Annotated in this window: 16 protein-coding genes; 2 read left to right on the top strand and 14 right to left on the bottom strand. The window is 63.7% G+C overall.

Features of this window, described 5'->3' with window-relative positions; translation table 11 throughout:
* Positions 1–265 precede the first annotated feature (265 nt).
* The 3 genes from U5A67_RS27040 to U5A67_RS27050 all read right to left on the bottom strand — a co-directional run bounded on the left by U5A67_RS27040 (position 266) and on the right by U5A67_RS27050 (position 2,824).
* Entirely contained in the window at positions 266–1,063 is a 798-nt protein-coding gene (locus U5A67_RS27040; protein WP_321816818.1) for a MetQ/NlpA family ABC transporter substrate-binding protein, read from the bottom strand.
* 80 nt (positions 1,064–1,143) lie between these two features.
* Positions 1,144–1,797, bottom strand: coding sequence for a methionine ABC transporter permease (locus U5A67_RS27045; protein WP_205984262.1), 654 nt, complete (start codon positions 1,795–1,797; stop codon positions 1,144–1,146).
* Positions 1,787–2,824: a methionine ABC transporter ATP-binding protein gene (locus tag U5A67_RS27050; RefSeq protein WP_205984263.1), complete on the bottom strand. Its 1,038-nt coding sequence runs from the start codon at positions 2,822–2,824 to the stop codon at positions 1,787–1,789. Before U5A67_RS27050 ends, U5A67_RS27045 begins: the two co-directional genes overlap by 11 nt.
* Positions 2,825–3,117: 293 nt before the next feature.
* Between U5A67_RS27050 and U5A67_RS27055 the strand changes: the two genes are divergently transcribed.
* On the top strand, positions 3,118–4,035 hold the full coding sequence (locus U5A67_RS27055; protein WP_321816817.1) for an alpha/beta hydrolase: 918 nt from the start codon (positions 3,118–3,120) through the stop codon (positions 4,033–4,035).
* 6 nt (positions 4,036–4,041) lie between these two features.
* Here U5A67_RS27055 and U5A67_RS27060 read toward each other — a convergent pair whose 3' ends face one another.
* The gene (locus tag U5A67_RS27060) at positions 4,042–4,833 is read right to left on the bottom strand and encodes an enoyl-CoA hydratase (RefSeq protein WP_321816816.1); all 792 of its coding nucleotides are present in this window, start codon (positions 4,831–4,833) and stop codon (positions 4,042–4,044) included.
* Positions 4,834–4,866: 33 nt separating this feature from the next.
* On the bottom strand, positions 4,867–5,793 hold the full coding sequence (locus U5A67_RS27065; RefSeq protein WP_205984266.1) for a histone deacetylase family protein: 927 nt from the start codon (positions 5,791–5,793) through the stop codon (positions 4,867–4,869).
* A 312-nt stretch (positions 5,794–6,105) separates the two neighbouring features.
* Here U5A67_RS27065 and mltB point away from each other — a divergent pair, with 312 nt between their 5' ends.
* Entirely contained in the window at positions 6,106–7,482 is a 1,377-nt protein-coding gene (gene mltB, locus U5A67_RS27070) for a lytic murein transglycosylase B (protein WP_321816815.1), read from the top strand.
* A gap of 83 nt (positions 7,483–7,565) precedes the next feature.
* Here mltB and cysM read toward each other — a convergent pair whose 3' ends face one another.
* The 9 genes from cysM to rpsA all read right to left on the bottom strand — a co-directional run bounded on the left by cysM (position 7,566) and on the right by rpsA (position 16,708).
* Positions 7,566–8,468 (bottom strand): cysteine synthase CysM, encoded by a 903-nt coding sequence (cysM, locus tag U5A67_RS27075; RefSeq protein ID WP_205984268.1) that lies wholly within the window; start codon positions 8,466–8,468, stop codon positions 7,566–7,568.
* Positions 8,469–8,748: 280 nt separating this feature from the next.
* Entirely contained in the window at positions 8,749–9,123 is a 375-nt protein-coding gene (locus U5A67_RS27080; RefSeq protein WP_321816814.1) for a ComEA family DNA-binding protein, read from the bottom strand.
* A 78-nt stretch (positions 9,124–9,201) separates the two neighbouring features.
* Positions 9,202–10,194, bottom strand: a complete 993-nt coding sequence (gene rfaD / locus U5A67_RS27085; RefSeq protein ID WP_205984270.1) for an ADP-glyceromanno-heptose 6-epimerase — start codon at positions 10,192–10,194, stop codon at positions 9,202–9,204.
* Between the two features lie 126 nt (positions 10,195–10,320).
* The gene (gene rfaE1 / locus U5A67_RS27090; RefSeq protein ID WP_205984271.1) at positions 10,321–11,304 is read right to left on the bottom strand and encodes a D-glycero-beta-D-manno-heptose-7-phosphate kinase; all 984 of its coding nucleotides are present in this window, start codon (positions 11,302–11,304) and stop codon (positions 10,321–10,323) included.
* Entirely contained in the window at positions 11,276–12,673 is a 1,398-nt protein-coding gene (locus U5A67_RS27095) for a UDP-glucose dehydrogenase family protein (RefSeq protein WP_205984272.1), read from the bottom strand. The genes rfaE1 and U5A67_RS27095 overlap by 29 nt, the downstream gene beginning before the upstream one ends.
* 65 nt (positions 12,674–12,738) lie before the next feature.
* Positions 12,739–13,914, bottom strand: a complete 1,176-nt coding sequence (gene lapB / locus U5A67_RS27100) for a lipopolysaccharide assembly protein LapB (RefSeq protein WP_205984273.1) — start codon at positions 13,912–13,914, stop codon at positions 12,739–12,741.
* 60 nt (positions 13,915–13,974) lie between these two features.
* Entirely contained in the window at positions 13,975–14,268 is a 294-nt protein-coding gene (locus U5A67_RS27105) for a lipopolysaccharide assembly protein LapA domain-containing protein (RefSeq protein WP_205984274.1), read from the bottom strand.
* A gap of 360 nt (positions 14,269–14,628) precedes the next feature.
* Positions 14,629–14,952 (bottom strand): integration host factor subunit beta, encoded by a 324-nt coding sequence (locus U5A67_RS27110; protein WP_103707056.1) that lies wholly within the window; start codon positions 14,950–14,952, stop codon positions 14,629–14,631.
* Between the two features lie 25 nt (positions 14,953–14,977).
* Positions 14,978–16,708 carry a 30S ribosomal protein S1 gene (gene rpsA, locus U5A67_RS27115; RefSeq protein WP_321816813.1) on the bottom strand — a complete coding sequence of 577 codons (1,731 nt, stop codon included), beginning with the start codon at positions 16,706–16,708 and terminating at the stop codon, positions 14,978–14,980.
* Between the last annotated feature and the right edge of the window lie 41 nt (positions 16,709–16,749).

The following is a 16,749-nucleotide window of genomic DNA, read 5'->3' on the forward strand; positions in this document are numbered from 1 at the left end:
TGGCACAAGGACTTTCATTCACATGCTCCGAAGTTACGAATACGTCAACCTGGCGGACATTATAGCGATAGCATTCCCGCACGCCTTCGCCGCCAGCATTTTTCCCGCACGACCCGCTCTATGCCGCAGCCGCCCATTTTTGCGGCCCGGCTGCCTTGTTCGCCAGTAGCGAACGACCGTGCGATTTTATGTCGGAAAAAACCCGGGCTCAAGCCCGGGCTCCGACTGAACTCTCTATCTAATTCGTCGTGGTCGGTGCCCCACCTTACCAGGAGGCGATCACCGCCCCGCCGAACTTCTGTTCGATGTACTGCTTGACCTCTGGCGAGCGGTAGGCCGCCGCCAGCTTCGCCGCCCACGGCTTGTTGCGGTCTTCCGCACGAATCGCGAGGATGTTCACGTAAGGCCCGTTCGGGTCTTCGATCGCAATCGCGTCCGCTTTCGGCTTCAGACCCGCCTGCATCGCGAAATTCGTATTGATCGCGGCGGCATCCACATCGGCGAGCGAGCGCGGAATCTGCGCCGCGTCCAGTTCGACGATCTTCAGCTTCCTCGGGTTCTCGACGATGTCGAGCGGTGTGGCCTTCAAACCCGCGTCGGCGCGCAGCTTGATCAGGCCCTGCTTCTGCAGCAACAGCAGCGCGCGGCCGCCATTGGTCGGATCGTTCGGAACCGCAATCCGCGCGCCCGGCTTCAGTTCCGTCAGCGAATGGATCGACTTCGAGTAGATGCCCATCGGGAACGTGACCGTGTCCGCGAGCTTCACGAGCTTGTAGCCGCGATCCTTCACCTGCGCATCCAGATACGGCGCGTGCTGGTAGCTGTTGGCGTCGAGATCGCCGCTTGCCAGCGCCGCATTCGGCTGCACGTAATCCGAGAACTCGACGATCTTGATGTCGAGACCGTTCTTCGCCGCGACACGCTTGACCACTTCCATCACCTGCTCGTGCGGACCGCCCGTCACACCCACCTTGATGGTCTCGCCCGCATTCGCGAGCAGCGGCGCGGCGAACGCCGCAGCGCCCAGCGCCGCCACCAGCCCGATCACAAAACGACGTTGCATAGCCAAACCTTTGTCTCTGTAGTGTTATCTATAGCGAAAAAACGCCTGGCCAGCCTCGTCGGTTTGGACGATCGCGCTACTTATTTGTGGCTCAGGCGGCGCACCAGCCAGTCGCCGAACGACTGCACGATCTGCACGAACACGATCAGCACCACGACCACCAGCAGCATGACTTCAGGCTCGAAGCGCTGATAGCCGTAGCGGATGCCCAGGTCGCCCAGACCGCCACCGCCGATCGCACCGGCCATCGCCGAATAGCCGACCAGCGAAATGAACGTGATCGTCAGACCCGCCACCACGCCGGGCAGCGACTCGGGCAGCAGCACCTTGAAGACGATCTGGCTCGTGGTCGCGCCCATCGACTGCGCGGCTTCGATCAGACCGCGATCGACTTCGCGCAGCGCAGTTTCCACCAGACGCGCGATGAACGGCGCGGCGGAAATCGTCAGCGGCACGATCGCGGCCGCCGTGCCGATCGAAGAACCAACGATCACACGCGTAAACGGAATCACCGCGACCAGCAGGATGATGAACGGCGTCGAGCGCACGGCGTTGACGACCATGCCCATCGCGCGATTGACGGCCACGTTCTGCAGCACGCCGTTGCGGTCGGTCAGATAGAGCAGCACGCCCAGCGGCAGACCGACAGCGGCGCCGACCAGCCCGGAAATGCCCACCATGATGAGCGTCTCCCAGAACGACTGGACGAACATATCGAACATTTCACTCCACATGGGACAGCTCCTCGACCACCACACCCTGCTCGCGCAGCCACGTCATGGCCTGCGCCACCTTCACCGGATCGCCGCCCGCGAGCACCGCGAGCGAGCCGAACGCCTGCCCCTGGATCTCGTCGATCTGGCCATGCAAGATGTTGAAGTCGAGTTCGAAGCGGCGAATGGTTTCCGACAGCACCGGCTGATCGACGCCCGAGCCCTTGAAGGCCAGGCGCAGCAAGTGCGCGTTGCCCTTCGCGAGACGCTCGACCACACGGGCCTTGAGCGTGGGCGGCAGCTCCTGGGCGATCACGTCGCCGAGCAGCGCGCGCGTGACTTCGTGGTGCGGTTGCAGGAACACGTCGAGCACCGGGCCGGTTTCGACCACACGGCCCGCGTCGAGCACGGCCACGCGGTCGCAGACCTGTTTGATCACTTCCATCTGGTGCGTGATCATCACGATGGTCAGGTTCAGCTCGCGGTTGATCTTGCGCAGCAGATCGAGAATCGCGCGCGTGGTTTCCGGGTCGAGCGCGGAAGTCGCTTCGTCGGACAGCAGCACCTTCGGCTTGCTCGCGAGCGCCCGCGCAATGCCCACGCGCTGCTTCTGGCCGCCGCTGATCTGCGACGGATAACGGTCCTTCTGCGCGCTCAGGCCGACGAGTTCGAGCAGCGGCAGCACCGCGTCCTCGATCTGCGCGCGCTTCATGCCGGCGAGTTCGAGCGGCAGCGCCACGTTCTCGAACACCGTGCGCGAAGACAGCAGGTTGAAGTGCTGGAAGATCATGCCGATTTCACGGCGTGCTTCGCGCAGATCGGCGCTGGAGAGCGACGTGAGCGTGCGCCCGTTGACGACGATGTCGCCTTCGGTCGGACGCGTGAGCAGATTGAGGGTGCGTACGAGCGTACTCTTGCCCGCGCCGCTGCGGCCGATGATGCCGAACACCTCGCCCTGCGGAATCGTCAGATTGACGTTGTGCAGCGCCTCGACCCAGCCGCCTTGCGGGCCGGCGAAGCGCTGGAACACGTTTCGAATTTCGATCATGAAAAAAACGAAACGGCGGGGTGTGCCGTGCGCCACAGGAATCTTGCAACGATCTTTCAACCGCACAAGCCGCGTCGCACCGGCAGACTGCCGCCGTTTGCTGGACTGGAATCAACTCGCCATTTTACCCTGGCTGACAAAATTCCTTTTAATAATCAATTCCGATACTTTCATAACCCAAACGCATTAGAGGAATCGTGCGGGAAAAAGCGATGAAGCGCTGCCGAATCGGCGCTACCCTGCCCGACAGCCCGAAACCTGATAACGACACTTCGAGGGAAAAAGAGGCGCATATGGAGACAACCCCGCCGGCCACCGCGCCGAACCCCGCTGCAAGCGCCGCCCAGCGCGCTTATGGCGGTGCCGAAACCGTTACGCTGCGCGCCCGCGACGGCGTCGAGTTGCCGCTTTACGCCTGGCGCGCGCGCGGCACGCCGGCACGCGCCGCCATCGCGCTGATTCACGGTCTGGCCGAACATGCCGGCCGCTATACGGCGCTGGCCGCGCGGCTGAACGCCGCAGGCATCGACGTCTATGCGATCGATCTGCGCGGTCACGGGCGGGCGAGCGGCAAGCGCGCCACCATCCACCGCTTCGACGATTATCTCGACGATGCCGAAGCGCTGGTCGCCCACGCCGCCGCGCAAAGCGCGAAGCAGCGCATGCCGCTCTTTCTGATGGGCCACAGCATGGGCGGCGCGATCGCCGCGCTCTATGCGATCGAACGCGCGCCGCGCTCCGGCGTGAAGTTTGCGGGCCTGTTGCTCTCGAGCGCGGCGCTCGCGCCCGGTCGCGACGTGCCGCAGTGGATGATTGCCGCCAGCCGCGTGATGAGCGCGATCTGGCCGCGCTTTCCGGCGATGAAAATCGACGCCGCCCTGCTCGCGCGCGACGCCGCCGTGGTCGCCGCCAATCGCGCCGATCCGCTCGTGCATCACGGCGCAATTCCCGCGCGCACCGGCGCGGAACTGCTGGAAGCGATGAAGCGCATCGAAGCGGGCCGCAAGCAGTTGCGCCTGCCGGTGCTCGTCTGGCACGGCACCGAGGACAAGCTCACGGAACCCGACGGCAGCCGCGCATTCGGCGAACAGGTGGGCTCGCCCGATCGCACGCTGACGCTTTACGAAGGCAGCTTCCACGAAACGCTCAACGATCTGGATCGCGAGCGCGTGATCGCCGCAATGCTCGACTGGATCGGCAAGCGGAGCTAGCGGTGCTTATTTCGTGCCGCGTTTGTCGATAAACGCCCGCACGCCGTCGAGCGCCGGGTCGGTCATCATGTTGCATGCCATGGTCTGCCCGGCCAGTTGATACGCGGCCTCGATGCCCATTTCGAGTTGCCGGTAGAACAGTCCCTTGCCCGCTTCCACCGCCTCGCGCGGCTTCGCGCAGATGCTTGCGGCCAGCGACTTCACCGCATCGTCGAGCGCCTCGGCGGGCACGACACGGTTGACGAGACCTTCGCGCTGCGCCGTGTGCGCGTCGATAAAATCGCCCGTCATCAGCATTTCGAAAGCGGCTTTGCGCGAGACGTTGCGCGTGAGCGGCACCGCGGGCGTCGAGCAGAACAGCCCCAGATTGATGCCCGACACCGCAAACCGCGCCGTCTCCGCGGCCACGGCCAGATCGCACATCGCCACCAGCTGGCAGCCCGCCGCCGTCGCGACGCCGTGCACGCGGGCGATCACCGGCTGCGGCAGCTTCTGGATCGCCAGCATCATCTTCGAGCAGCGCGCGAATAGCGACTTGTAGTAATCGAGCGACGGTTCCGCGCGCATCTCCTTGAGATCGTGGCCCGCGCAGAATGCGCGCCCCGCCGCCGCGATCACCACCACGCGCGCCGATGATTTCGCGATATCGGCCAGTTGCGCGAGCAGCGCGTCGATGAGCGTTTCGGAGAGCGCGTTGAACGCATCGGGCCGATTCAGTGTGAGGCGCACGACACCGTCTACGCCGTAGGCGTCCTGCGTGACGTCGATCACTGCGGCCAGCGGGGAAGCTTCACTCATGACGCTGCGCTCCTTTGAAACGCTGCAGAAAAATCAGATGCCGGCCATCACGCGCAGATGCGCCACCACGCTGCGCCCGAGCGCCGAAAGGTTATAGCCGCCTTCGAGGCAACTCACGATGCGCCCTTTGGCATAGCGGTTGGCGATATCGACGATCTGTTCCGTGATCCACGCGTAATCGTCCTCGACCAGCCCCATATTGCCGAGATCGTCTTCGCGATGCGCATCGAAACCCGCCGAGATGAACACCATCTCCGGCCTGAATTCGTGCAGTCGCGGCAGCCACATGATGTCGATGGCCTCGCGCACTTCCATGCCTTTGCTGCGCGCCGCCATCGGCACGTTGACCATGTTCGGCGCCTGGTTGTCCGCGCCCGAAAACGGATAGAACGGGTGCTGGAACATGCTGCACATGAGCACGCGCGTGTCGCCGGCGAATGCGGCTTCCGTGCCGTTGCCGTGATGCACGTCGAAGTCGATCACCGCCACGCGCGACAGCCCGTGCACGTCGAGCGCATGACGCGCCGCAATCGCCACGTTATTGAAGAAGCAGAAGCCCATTGCGCGCGCGGGTTCGGCGTGATGGCCGGGCGGACGCACGCTGCAGAAGGCGTTCTCGAAGCGCCCCGCGATCACCGCATCGGTGGCGGCGACGGCTGCGCCCGCCGCGCGCAGTGCGGCCTGCCACGTGTGCGGATTCATCGAGGTGTCGGGGTCGATCGGCGCGTAGCCTTCCTGCGGCGCAAGCTGGCGCAGGTAGTCGATATGCGCCTGCGTATGCACGCGCAGCAGCGCGGCTTCGTCGGCGAGCGGCGCGGAGTCGTCGCGCTCGATCAGCGCGTCGATGCGGCTCGCGATGAGCTGGTCTTCGATGGCCTGCAGGCGCGCGGGGCATTCGGGATGCCACTCGCCCATCTCATGCAGCAGACAGTCGGGATGCGAGAAAAAACCGGTCGTCATGTGTCGTACTGGCCGCGCTGCACACGTGCTCGATTGCACACGTGGGCTTTTCGCGGGTCTCCATCTGATCTTTCGTCGGGTGTGCTGCGCAGGAATCGGCAACAGTCGTGCAATCGCGGCATGATCCGCATGCCGGCACGGTCGGCCGGCGCGAACAGCCATCACGTTACCACACGGCCACTGCATCGATTACGCCAGCCGGTGCGGTCGTGGCGCGAGCGCCGCGCAAGCGCCCACGCAGGGTTAGTCCACGCGGAGTGCTCGGGTATACTGCCCCGGATCACTTCCTCCCGCTCAGATCTGCCGCCTCCCATGACGCAAAAGCCCGCGCACAAGTCCGCCCTGCCTGCTTCCGGTCACTCGCGCATTCCGTCGTTCGCGCTCGCGCTCTGCACCGCAGCGGCGCTGTGGACCGGCGCTGCACACGCTCAAACGTCGAACGCATCGAACGCAGCGAATCTGCGCCAGAAGCCGTTGACGCTCGCCCAGGCGCAGCCCGCATCGCAAGGTGCCTCGCAAGGCCAGACGTTCGAAGAGGAAATCGTTCCGCAGCGCTATGCGAACAACCCGGATGTCGATGCCTTCATCAACGACATGGTCGCGCGCTACGACTTCAACGCCGATGCGCTGCACGCGCTGTTCTCGAGCGCGAGCTATTCGGCCACGGCCGTGAAGCTGGTTACGCCCTCGCCCACGCCGAGCACGAAGAACTGGCGCGCGTATCAGTCGCGCTTCCTCGACACCGTGCGCATCAACGCGGGCGTGAAATTCTGGCGCGCGAACCAGGCGACGCTGCAGCGCGCATCCGATGAATTCGGCGTGCCGCCCGAAGTGATCGTCGGCATTATCGGCGTGGAGACGATCTACGGCCGCTATATGGGCAACTTCCGCGTGCTCGATGCGCTCACGACGCTCGCGTTCGACTACCCCAATACGCCGAACCGCGCCGACCGCATGGCGACGTTCCGCAAGAATCTCGAGGACTACCTGGTGTGGACGCGCGGTTCGCAGATCGATCCGTCGTCGGTGCTGGGTTCGTACACGGGCGCGATCGGCATTCCGCAATTCCTGCCGAGCAGCATCGTGCAATACGCGGTCGATTACGAAGGCAATCACCATATTGACCTGCGCGCGAGCACGCCCGATGCGATCGGCAGCGTCGCGAACTATCTGAAGCAGAACGGCTGGGAAACCGGCCGCCCGGTGGTGTGGAAGATCGCCAACGACGCGGGCAGCCAGGGCATCGCGCAGGCCGCCGCCGACGGCAAGCCGGAACCGCGCTGGCCGCTCGTGCAACTGCTGCGCTCGGGCCTCGCGCTCAACGAACCGAACGTGGATATCGCAGCCGAAGGCGGCACGCCGGTCACCGTCATCGACCTGCCGACGCCCGGACGCGCCACCGAATACATGATCGGCCTGAAGAACTTCTATGTGCTTACGCGCTACAACCGCAGCTTCTTCTACGCGCTTTCGGTGTATCAGCTGGGCATGCGCGTGAAGGCGCAGATGCTGGCGACGCAGCCGGGCGTGGGTGTCAATACCGGTGCAAATACCAACGTCGATGCGGGCGATGATGCTGGCGGCGAGGTGAGCACGGGGCCGTCGAACGGCACGACCACGCTGACGCCGCAACAACTGCAGTTGCTGAGGCAGGCACGGCCCGCGCAGCCGCAAGCGCAACCCCAATAAGCTTCGCGCCATAAAAAACGGGCGGTCTGTCTCTCAGGACAGACCGCCCGTTTGCATTCGAGCGCGCGAAATTAAAACGACGCTCAGGCCGGGAACACACCCGTCGACAGATAACGGTCGCCGCGATCGCAGACGATAAACACGATCGTCGCGTTTTCGAGCTGACGCGCGAGGCGCATCGCCACTTCACACGCACCGCCCGACGAAATGCCCGCAAAGATGCCTTCGACGGACGCAAGACGGCGCGCCATCGCTTCGGCGGCGGCCTGGCTCACGTTCTCGACGCGGTCCACGCGGCTGCGATCGAAGATCTTCGGCAGATAGGCTTCCGGCCATTTGCGGATGCCAGGAATGCGCGAGCCCTCTTCCGGCTGCGCCCCGACGATTTCGATCGCCGAATTCTGTTCCTTCAGGAACTGCGACGTGCCCATGATCGTGCCCGTCGTGCCCATCGACGAGACAAAGTGCGTGATGCGGCCTTCGGTGTCGCGCCACAGTTCCGGGCCGGTGCCTTCGTAGTGCGCAAGCGGATTATCGGGATTGGCGAACTGGTCGAGGATGATGCCCTTGCCGTCGCGCTGCATCTGCTCGGCGAGATCGCGCGCGTACTCCATGCCGCCCTTGACCGGCGTGAGCATGATTTCCGCGCCATAGGCGGCCATGCTCTGGCGACGCTCGATCGAGAGGTCTTCCGGCATGATCAGGACCATCTTGTAACCGCGGATGGCCGCAGCCATCGCCAGCGCAATGCCGGTGTTGCCGCTCGTGGCTTCGATCAGCGTGTCGCCCGGCTTGATGCGGCCGCGCTGCTCCGCCTTGCGGATCATCGACAGCGCCGGGCGGTCCTTGACCGAGCCGGCCGGGTTATTGCCTTCCAGCTTGGCCAGCACCACGTTGTTGCGGGCGCGGATTTCGTCGTCCGGCAAACGGACGAGTTGCACGAGCGGCGTATTGCCGATCGTGTCTTCAATGGTCTTGTATGGCATAAAAGGTGACGGTCAGGCGCGATTACGTGATTTTTCGATTCTAAACCACGCGGCCTACCTTCGCAGAGGCACCCCGACAGTCCATAACGCGATGAGGGTCGGCGGCCCGCCGATTCGCGACACGGATGCGCCACGCAAAAAGCCCGCGGCCTGAACCGCGGGTACAAGGTCGCCGTAGTGGCTTGCGCGACACCGTAGCGACACCTGAAGGGACTTGCCTGCGCACCGCCCGAGGAACGCGGCACGCGTAAAACAGACGCGCGATTAACGCGAAAGCACGCTACTTCTTGACCGCGACCGTCGTGGTGCCCGTAGCCGCCGGCGTGGCGCTGCCCTTCGCGGGCGCGCCCTTGCCGCCCGCAGCGGCGTTAGCAGTTTGCGTGGCCTTGCCATCGCCCGGTCCGACCGACAATCCTTCGGCCTGCAAACGTTCGACGGTATGGCCGCCCAGGCCCTTCACACGCTTGCCGAGGTCGGAGGCGTCCTTGAACGGACCGTGCGCGCCGCGCTCGTCGAGAATTGCCTTGGCGCGTGCCGGCCCGATGCCCTTGATGCCGCGCAGCGCATCCTCATTGGCCGAATTGACGTCCACGGCGCCGAACGCCTGGCCGAAGGCGGCGAGCAGCGCCGCCAATGCGAGAAGTTTTTTGAACATGCTGGATCTCCGTTGACAACCACCGCCGGCGACCATCGCCGGCGAGGAGAATCCAGTTTAGGGAGAGATCGCTTGCGCTTACACCTGGCCGGATAGCCAACGTACGTAACGATCGACCCCTTCCTGAACCGTCAGGAACGGCGCGTCGTAGCCCGCTGCGCGCAGCTTCGACTGGTCGGCCTGCGTGAAGCACTGGTACTTGCCGCGCAGTGCGTCCGGGAACGGGATGTACTCGATCAGGCCTTCCTTGACCTGTTCGGCCAGCGTGAGCGCCGGCTTGCCTTCCATCGCGCGCAGCGTGTTGACGACGCTGGTAGCGATATCGTTGAACGGCTGCGCACGGCCGCTGCCCAGGTTGAAGATGCCCGACTTTTCCGGATGATCGAAGAAGAACAGGTTCACCTTCACCACGTCTTCCACCGACACGAAATCGCGCGTCTGCTCGCCCGGCGCATAGCCGTTGTACTCGCCGAACAACTTCACGCGGCCTTCGGCGCGGAACTGGTTGAAGTTGTGGAACGCCACCGACGCCATGCGCGCCTTGTGCGTCTCGCGCTGGCCGTAGACGTTGAAGTAACGGAAACCGGCGATCTGGCTTTGCGCCGTGGGCAGCACGCGGCGGATCACCTGGTCGAACAGGAACTTCGAATAGCCGTAGACGTTCAGCGGCGCTTCCACTTCGCGATCTTCGACAAAGCGCGTCGAGCCGCCGTAAATCGCCGCCGACGACGCATACAGGAACTGCGCGCGCTGCGCCTGGCAGGCGTCCAGCACCGCACGGCTGTAGCGGAAGTTGTTGTCCATCATGTAGCGGCCGTCGGTTTCCATCGTGTCCGAACAGGCGCCTTCGTGGAACACGGCACGCACATTGCCGAAGTCGCCGCGCGTGAAGCGCTCGACGAATTCGGTCTTGTCGAGGTAATCGTCGATCTCGCAATCGACGAGATTCTTGAACTTGTCGGCACGCGTCAGATTGTCGACGGCGATGATGCGATCTTCGCCGCGTTCGTTCAGCGCCTTGACGATGTTGCTGCCGATGAAGCCGGCCGCGCCGGTCACAATGATGGTCATGGTAGTTCTGCTGTGATGAGGTGCACGCGCGGCCGGGAAAACTCTCCAGAAATCCCGGCCCGGAAGGCGAGCGGCGTCCCGGAAGGCCGCCGTTCTAGCTCGCCGTGTGCTGCGATGCGTGCAGCGTCATTGAAAGAGTTCGTCGTAATCGACGGTGGCGGTGCCGAGCTTGCCGACCACGATGCCGGCCGCCCGATTGGCGAGCGCGACGCCTTCCTGCAGCGAAAGGCCCGCGCCCAGCGCGACCGCGACAGTTGCGATGACGGTGTCGCCAGCGCCCGACACATCATACACTTCGCGTGCGACAGCCGGCGCGTGCAGCACGCCGGCCTCGGAGAAGAGCGTCATGCCCTCTTCCGAGCGCGTGAGCAGCAGCGCGTCCAGTTGCAGTTCTTCGCGCAGCTTCGTCACGCGGGCGAGCAGGTCCTCTTCCGATTTCCACGTGCCCACCACTTCGCGCAATTCCGCGCGATTCGGCGTGATGACGCTCGCGCCGCGATAGCGCTCCCAGTCGTCGCCCTTCGGATCGACCAGCACGGCCTTGCCGGCCGCGCGCGCCGTCGAAATCATCTGCGTGACGTGCGTGAGGCCGCCCTTCGCATAGTCCGACATGAGGATGACGTCGTGCGTGGGCAGCAGCGCGTCGAAGCGCGCGAGGCCCGCAAGCAGCGCCTCGTGCGCCGGCGTGTTCTCGAAATCCACGCGCAGCAGTTGCTGCTGGCGCGAGAGCACACGCAGCTTGATCGTGGTGGGCAGCGCGGGATCGCGTTCGAGGTGCGCGTGCACATGGCTTTCGCCGAGCAGCTCGACGATACGCTCGCCGGGCTCGTCATGGCCGACCACGCACAGCAGACCGGCCTGCGCGCCCAGCGCAGCGGCGTTGCGCGCGACGTTCGCGGCGCCGCCCAGACGATCTTCCTGGCGTTGCACATGCACGACCGGCACCGGCGCTTCCGGCGAGATGCGGTTGACGTCGCCGAACCAGTAACGGTCGAGCATCACGTCGCCCACGACCAGCACGCGCGATTTGCCGAACTGTTCGCGCGGCACGACCTGGACGTCGGGCGCGAGCGCCGCGTGGTCAGGCTGCTGAGGTTGCGTGTTTGGCATGGGGCCGCCCAATCGAGTGATAGTCAAAGCCGTGTTCCGCCATGGCGTCCGGCTCGTAGAGATTGCGTCCGTCGAAGATGCGCGGCGACTTCAGATCGGCCTTGAGCGCTTCGAAATCGGGCGCCTTGAACGCCGTCCATTCCGTGACGATCACGAGTGCATCGGCGCCCGCGAGCGTGTCGTCCTGGCTCGGCGCGAAGGTGATGCGCGCGAGCAGCTCCGGCGACTGCGCCAGATCGAGCGCGAACACGCGGCGCGCCTCTTCGGTCGCCACAGGGTCATACGCCGACACCGTCGCGCCGCGCGACACCAGATCGGCGATCAGACGGCGGCTCGGCGCTTCGCGCATGTCGTCGGTATTCGGCTTGAACGCCAGACCCCAGACCGCGAAATGCTTGCCCGTCAGATCCTCGCCCAGCGAATCGACGATCTTGCGCACCAGCACGTCCTTCTGGTCGTGATTCACTTCCTCGACCGCTTCGAGAATACGCAGATTCTGGCCCGACTCGGCCGCCGTGCGGATCAGCGCCTGCACGTCCTTCGGGAAGCACGAACCGCCGTAACCGCAGCCCGCGTACAGGAAGTGATAGCCGATACGCGGATCGGAGCCGATGCCGCGACGCACCGCTTCGATATCCGCGCCCACGCGATCGGCCAGATTCGCCATCTCGTTCATAAACGAGATACGCGTGGCCAGCATCGCGTTGGCCGCGTACTTCGAGAATTCCGCCGAGCGCACGTCCATATAGATCGTGCGTTCGTGGTTGCGGTTGAACGGCGCGTAGAGGCGCTTCATCTTCTCGCGCGCGAGTTCGCCGTTGGCGTCTTCGTCGATCCCGATGATGATGCGGTCCGGACGCATGAAGTCGTCCACGGCCGCGCCCTCTTTCAGGAACTCGGGATTCGACACCACCGAGAAGCGATGCGCGTCGCTTTCACCCAGACCGCGCTTGGCGAGTTCTTCGGCGATCACGGCCTGCACACGCTGCGCCGTGCCCACCGGCACCGTCGATTTATCGACGATCACCTTGAAGCCGCTCATGTGACGGCCGATGCTGCGCGCCGCTTCCAGCACGTATTGCAGGTCGGCGGAACCGTCTTCGTCCGGCGGCGTACCGACGGCGATGAACTGGACCTCGCCATGTTCGACGCTCGCGGCGATGTCAGTGGAAAACGTGATGCGGCGCGCCTTGCGGTTGCGCTGGATCAGTTCGAGCAGACCCGGCTCATGGATCGGCACGCCGCCGTTGTTCAGGATGTCGATCTTGCGCGGATCGACGTCGAGGCAGAACACGTCGTGACCGATTTCGGCAAGGCACGCCCCGGTGACGAGGCCAACGTAGCCGGTACCGATAATGGTGATTTTCATACGCGCTCCGGTGACAGATTCGGATGTTGATATTGCATGTGCGCGGGCTGATTCAGATCAGCCCGTCAGCTTGACGCCGGAATCGGCTCGACGCGGCGCGGCGCGTAGGTTTCCCAACCGCTGCAACCCGGACATTGCCAGTAGAACAGGCGCGCCCGGAAACCACAGTTCTGGCACGTGTAACGCGGCAGATTCTTGGTGCGCTGCTGGATCAGCTTGCGCATCAGTTCGAGTTCGCTGCGGCGCGGTTCTTCGGCGCTGGCCTGCTGCGCTTCGAGCAGACGCGTCATGCCGGCGAGATTCGGCGACTTCTGCATCTGCGTGCGCGCAAGCGTGTGCGCCGCGTCGGGACCGCTTTGCTCGGCTACATATTTATAGGCCACATCGAGCAGATCGTTCGACGAATGACGATCGACCCATTCGGTGAGCAGTTGCGCGCCTTCCGGCGCACGGCCCAAGGTCTCGTACGCCTTCATGATCTTTTCAGCGACGAGCGGCAGATAGGAGGAATTCTGCGCTTCCACGCGCTTCCACTGCACCAGCGCGTTTTGCGCGTCGCCGCTTGCGGCGTCGACATCGCCCGCGAGGATGGTGGCGCGCACGTTCTGCGGATTCGCCTTGAGCGCGAGCCCGAGCTGGCGCCGCGCCTCTTCCGGGTTCTTGCGCTGCAGGGCTTCCTGCGCAAGCTCGCAATGGAACTGGGCGATTTCGAGTTCGAGCGAAGGCGCGCCCATGGTTTCGAGCAGACGCGCCGTATCGATCGAGCGGTTCCAGTCCTTCTCGATCTCATAGATCGTGAGCAGCGCGCGCTGTGCACCCTGCGCATAGTCGCCCGACTTGAGCGTGCTGAAGGTTTCCTCCGCGCGGTCGAGCATGCCGGCCTTCAGGAAGTCCTGGCCGAGTTCGTAGAGCGCGTGATCGCGCTCGTTCACGGGCAGGTCGGCGCGCGAGAGCAGATTCTGATGCACGCGGATCGCGCGATCGGTTTCGCCGCGACGCCGGAACAGGTTGCCGAGCGCGAAGTGCAGTTCGACCGTTTCAGGATCGAGCTTGGCGACTTCGATAAACGCATCGATAGCCTTGTCCGGCTGTTCGTTGAGCAGGAAGTTCAGGCCGCGAAAGTAGGAACGCGGCAGGTTGGCGCTTTCGGAAAGCAGCGCCTTGAGGTCGTAGCGCGACGCCATCCAGCCGAGAGCGAACGCGACGGGAATAACGAGGAGCCACCAGAAATCGAGATCCATGCGAGCGATGGTATGTGTTCATGCCGCGCGCCACGGCTGACGCGCGACGGGTGTTTCGAATCAGATGAGCGGCGGCAGCGGCGGTTCGGGCTGCACCACGGGCGTTTCGCGCGCCGTGCGCAGTTCGCGCTTGAGGCGGCCGTTTTCCATGCGCAGCCGGAACATCGCCGGCAACGCCGAAAGCAGACCGGCCAGTAGCCCGACCACAAAGAACGCCAGCCCGATCAGGATGAGCGGGGCCTGCCACGCATAGCCGGCCAGAAAGTTCAGCGTCGTGGTTTGCGTGTTGGCCAGTGCGAGCACGAGCAGCAGCACGAAGACCAGCACACGGATCACCCAGGCGATCAATCTCATGAAGGATTCTCTTGGCAGTTGCGGGAAAGCGCCGGCTTGTCCGGCTTGCTGCGCCGCAGCATAGGCCGCGCCGAAGTGTCCCGTATTGTAATGGAACGGCTCGCGAGCCGGCACGTGCACGAAGCCGCACGGTAAAGCGAACAAGATGGGCCGACAGGCACACCTTACACGGCCTCACCTCGCCTCACAGCACGAAAGAAAACGAAAGATAAAAACCGCGAACGATAAAAACGGCCACGCAAAAAACGCGGACGAAAAAAAAGCGCCGGGTTTCGAAAAACCCTGCGCTTTCTTCGGTCCATGCTGGCCATCTGGCATTGACCGCCAACGGCTGTAACCGCTGCCAATACCCTGCGGCGCTTACAGATCGTCGTCCGGCTCTTCCGCCTTCAGCGGTTCGCCCGAACGACGGTCCACGCGCTCGCGCAGCTCCTTACCCGGCTTGAAGTGCGGCACGAACTTCTCAGGCACCAACACTTTTTCACCCGATTTGGGATTGCGTCCGACGCGCGACGGCCGGCGATTCAGTCCGAAACTGCCGAAGCCGCGAATTTCGATGCGATGACCCTTGGCAAGCGCCTCGGACATCGCATCGAGCATCGTTTTGACCGCGAAATCCGCATCCTTGAGGACAAGTTGCGGAAATCGCGTAGCCAGCTGCGCGACCAATTCAGATTTGGTCATACTTCAGCTTGCCCCCGTTTGAGGCTTACTGGTTCTGGCCGTCGAGCTTGGCCTTCAGCAGCGCGCCGAGGTTGGTCGTGCCGGTAGCGGCAGCGCCCGTGTCGGTCGACATGCTGCGCAGGGCTTCCTGCGTCTCAGCCGAATCCTTGGCCTTGATCGACAGGTTGATGCCACGCGACTTGCGATCGATGTTGATGATCATCGCGTTGACCTTGTCGCCTTCCTTCAGCACGTTGCGAGCATCTTCCACGCGGTCTTGCGCGATTTCCGAAGCACGCAGGTAGCCTTCGACGTCAGCGTTCAGGGTGATAACTGCACCCTTTGCGTCGACCGACTTGACCACGCCGTCAACCGTCGAACCCTTGTCGTTGACAGCAACGAAGTTGCTGAACGGGTCGCCTTCGAGCTGCTTGATGCCGAGCGAAATGCGTTCCTTCTCGACGTCGATGCCCAGAACCATAGCTTCGACTTCGTCGCCCTTCTTGTACTTGCGAACAGCTTCTTCGCCCGTTTCCGACCACGACAGGTCCGACAGGTGAACCAGACCGTCGATGCCGCCCGGCAGACCGATGAAGACGCCGAAGTCGGTGATCGACTTGATTGCGCCTTGCAGCTTGTCGCCCTTCTTGAAGTTGCGGCTGAAGTCATCCCACGGATTCGGCTTGCACTGCTTCATGCCGAGCGAGATACGGCGGCGGTCTTCGTCGATCTCGAGGACCATGACTTCGACTTCGTCGCCCAGCTGGACAACCTTCGACGGAGCAACGTTCTTGTTGGTCCAGTCCATTTCCGACACGTGAACCAGGCCTTCGATGCCCGATTCGACTTCGACGAACGCGCCGTAGTCGGTGATGTTGGTGACCTTACCGAACAGGCGCGTGCCCGACGGGTAACGGCGCGAGATGCCTTCCCACGGATCGTCGCCCAGTTGCTTGATACCGAGCGAAACGCGGTTCTTTTCCTGGTCGAACTTGAGGATCTTGGCGGTGACTTCCTGGCCAACCGACAGAACTTCCGACGGGTGACGCACGCGACGCCATGCGATGTCGGTGATGTGCAGCAGGCCGTCGATGCCGCCGAGGTCCACGAACGCGCCGTAGTCGGTGATGTTCTTGACCACGCCGTTGACGATCGCGCCTTCCTTCAGCGTTTCGAGCAGCTTTGCGCGCTCTTCGCCTTGGGTCGCTTCGATCACTGCGCGGCGCGACAGCACGACGTTGTTACGCTTGCGGTCGAGCTTGATGACGCGGAATTCGAGGGTCTTGCCTTCGTACGGGGTCGTGTCCTTGACCGGACGCGTGTCAACCAGCGAACCCGGCAGGAACGCGCGGATGCCGTTGACCATGACGGTCATGCCGCCCTTGACCTTGCCCGTGATCGTGCCGGTCACGAGTTCGTTGTTGTCGAGAGCCTTTTCCAGCGACAGCCACGAAGCGAGACGCTTCGCCTTGTCGCGCGACAGGATCGTGTCGCCGTAGCCGTTTTCCAGCGCGTCGATCGCGACGGAAACGAAGTCGCCCGCCTGCACTTCCACTTCACCCGCGTCGTTCAGGAATTCTTCGAGCGGAATATAGGCTTCGGACTTGAGGCCAGCGTTGACGACCACGAAGTTGTGGTCAACGCGCACGACTTCGGCGGAGATCACTTCGCCGGCGCGCATGTCCTGGCGGGTCAGCGACTCTTCAAACAGAGCCGCAAAAGATTCGGTATTCGGGGTGGAGGTTTGCAGGTCGGACATAAAAATCTGGATTTGCATGGTTCTGCTGCGCTTCCAGCCTGTCTAGGCCGGTTGGGCGT

Source organism: Paraburkholderia sp. J69-1 (assembly GCF_905220255.1).
Classification (GTDB): domain Bacteria; phylum Pseudomonadota; class Gammaproteobacteria; order Burkholderiales; family Burkholderiaceae; genus Paraburkholderia.